This window comes from Halorubrum persicum, assembly GCF_002727125.1.
Taxonomy (GTDB): Archaea; Halobacteriota; Halobacteria; order Halobacteriales; family Haloferacaceae; genus Halorubrum; species Halorubrum persicum.
The window spans coordinates 1-2500 of the sequence record NZ_NHOA01000119.1 but is presented as its reverse complement, the minus strand read 5'-3'; the positions used below and the strand labels follow the sequence as shown (position 1 = coordinate 2500).

Below are 2500 nucleotides of genomic sequence, written 5' to 3'. Positions count from 1 at the left end.
GGCGCGCAGAGAGAGCCGCGACTGTCGAACAGGGGTTTAAGGTTCGTTGCGGGAGAAGTCCACGTGCCAGCCCGGGACGGTTGGCAGTCGGTGGTGCGCGAACACCATCGGCACGTGGCCCCGCTGCGACGGGGCCTTTTCATCAGGGTGTGACTGTTCTGTTAAGAAGACTTGTCGAGCGTCAGATGATAAAGCTACCGGCGACCGGGTGTCCCTGCCTGCCGCGGCGGGACTGCTCGCGGACCCCCCGCGGGGAGGGGCCGCGCGAGCTTCCCCGTCCGGGGCGGGCGGGGACTGCCCGCAGTGCGGGCTAGTCGTCGGTACCGGTCGCGAGCCGAAACCGATGGTTTCGGCAGGAAGAGGCGTTTACAGAGTTAGTCTCCTTGGAAGGCCGAGGAGACCATCCGCTCAAGCGGATGGGTCGGTGGCACCGGTGGGTGGAGGAACCGAAGCGCCACCACCCGAGTCGTTCCCGGTCGAGGAACCGTCGGCCTCAGAGGGACGAGGGTCGAGGACGGGAGAGCCAGCAGTGACGGTATAGTAGGTGACAGAACCGCCGTGAGAGGCGTCATCAACCTTGATGAGCCCGAGAGAGAGAAGCTTCTCCACGTTGTACTGGGCGGAACTGACCGGGATGTCCAGCTGATCAGAGATCTCGGTGAGGCTGAGCCGAGGGGCTCGGTGGAGCAGGAGGAGGATGAGGCGACGGTACTCGTTCGAGTAGGCCTTCGCGAGCCGGCGGAACCGAGGACTGTCGAGGTGGACTCGATCAGTCATCGTCGCGAGCCTCCAGACAGGAAGCTAGCTGACTGCTCTTCTTGCTCTTGACGACGCCCTCACCGACTGAACGGCTGAACGGACCACCTTCCCAGTCGTCGGCCTCTCGCGGGTCCGGTAGGTCCCGCTCGGGGCAGTCGAGGAGGTGGCCGTACTCGGTCCCGTTCGACTGGTTGCGGGTACAGCGAGCGCCGCAGGCGTGGCACCAGAACTCGCCGGGACCGTCCGCCGTGAGCGTGGTGCCGGTGTTGAGGTCTTGCGCTTCCGTGGAGTCTATACCGCCGTCGTCGGTAGTGTCAGGTGCTGACATGGTTGCTTGGTGACCGTGTGAGCATCGGGCCGGTGCTGGGACACCGGCCTTCGCGGCGCGTGCCCGATGCGAGGTGCCTCGCCCTTCCGGGGTCATCGGCGAGGTCGTCGATCAGTCCGGCGGGTCGAGCCCCGCAGTCGTGAACCGGTCGACACCTCCGTTCTCTGGGTCCGCTGGGCGGAACTCGCCGTCTACCTCGATACCGACTACTGACCAGTCTGTGCCCGGCTCTCGCGCCTCTGTCGCCATGTACGACTGTGCCCCGTTCGACGGCCTCCAGCGTTGTCGACCGGTGGCCCAGAGGAGCGCGTTCGCGGCTTGGACGTGTTCCGGCTGGTCAAGCGGGTCGTCGCCGTAGGTGCCCAGGTACTCAGCGAGGTAGATCGCGAGCTCGTCGAGCGAGTCGTCGTCGGTGCGGTCGCCGCCGGCGTGCCGGACCGAGACAGTCGAGTCGTCGTCGAGGTCGTGCGCGTCCCACTCCGCGAGGTCGCAGTTGCGGACGTGCGCCTCGATCGGCTCGGCGAGGGTCGAGGTCCGAACGGGGCCGTCGACGAACACCGCCATGTGGATGTGGAAGTAGCCGCTCTGGTGCGGTTCGAGGATAGCGAGCCGTTCGTACCGGCGACCGTCGAGAGCGCGGTCGAGAGCGCGCCGTACGGCTTCCCACGAGGAGAGGAGCCCGTCGAGGTGGTCGACCGGCGGGAGGGGCCGACCGTCGTCGTCGGTGGACGACGCCGTGAACGTCAGCATCGCCGTGTGGAGCCGTTTGCCGTACTCCTCCGAGATGCCCCGTTCGAGGTCCTTCAGCTTCGCGTACTGCTTGTCGGCGTACTCCGGGTCGAACCGGTGCGGCTTCGAGCCGCTGGCGCGGTTCCCCGAGACGTCTTCGAAGACCGTCTCCACGTCCTCCTTGTCGCGGATGTACGAACCCCACGCGTCGGTGGCGCCCTTCCACGAGATCGGCGCGTCGTCGAGGTCGTGCCAGTCGCGGACCTCCTGTCGGAGGGTGACTCCGTTCCGTTCCGTGAGGGGGCGGAATCGAGAAGGCGGGGCAGACGCCGTCTCGCGACCGTTTTGTTCGTCTGCCCGGTTAGTCTTGGAAAGCCGAGAAGCGCCCCAGTCTGGGGCGTGCGCACCGACCAGCGTGGTCGGTTCCGTCGTCACCGTGACCACCTCGACCGGGTGAGTCGAGACCGCCGCTCGTTCGGCTCCCGTTCGGTCGCCGATGCGGTCGGCCTTCCGTTGCGAGGGGCAAGCCCCTCGGACGGCTGGTCGAGGCGGTGCGCGGCGCCGCGGGCGGCGCCGCCGCGTTCCGGGCTGCTCGCCTCCGGCTGCGCTGCCGGGCGGACCGCCTCTCCCGGTGCCTCCCTCCCGGCGGAGGTGTAGCGTGTTGGACCGTCAGAGCCGACAGCA

The 2500-nt window shown here is 67.7% G+C and carries 4 protein-coding genes; all 4 read right to left on the bottom strand.

Annotation, left to right across the window (positions count from 1 at the left end):
* Positions 1 to 408 precede the first annotated feature (408 nt).
* Positions 409 to 777, bottom strand: coding sequence for a winged helix-turn-helix domain-containing protein (locus DJ69_RS13500; protein ID WP_099256085.1), 369 nt, complete (start codon positions 775 to 777; stop codon positions 409 to 411).
* A complete protein-coding gene (locus DJ69_RS13495; protein ID WP_094534061.1) occupies positions 770 to 1087 on the bottom strand; it encodes a hypothetical protein in 318 nt (105 codons plus the stop codon). Before DJ69_RS13495 ends, DJ69_RS13500 begins: the two co-directional genes overlap by 8 nt.
* 111 nt (positions 1088 to 1198) lie before the next feature.
* Complete coding sequence (locus tag DJ69_RS13490) at positions 1199 to 2251, bottom strand: hypothetical protein (protein ID WP_180271826.1); 1053 nt, start codon at positions 2249 to 2251, stop codon at positions 1199 to 1201.
* On the bottom strand, positions 2248 to 2500 hold a 253-nt coding region (locus DJ69_RS18665; RefSeq protein WP_218962321.1), incomplete at its 5' end, for a hypothetical protein. The genes DJ69_RS18665 and DJ69_RS13490, both read right to left, overlap by 4 nt.

Bases quoted from the DNA above. Each gene is read 5' to 3' on its own strand.
- DJ69_RS13500 (WP_099256085.1), bottom strand. From the start codon at position 777: ATGACTGATCGAGTCCACCTCGACAGTCCTCGGTTCCGCCGGCTCGCG.
- DJ69_RS13495 (WP_094534061.1), bottom strand. From the start codon at position 1,087: ATGTCAGCACCTGACACTACCGACGACGGCGGTATAGACTCCACGGAA.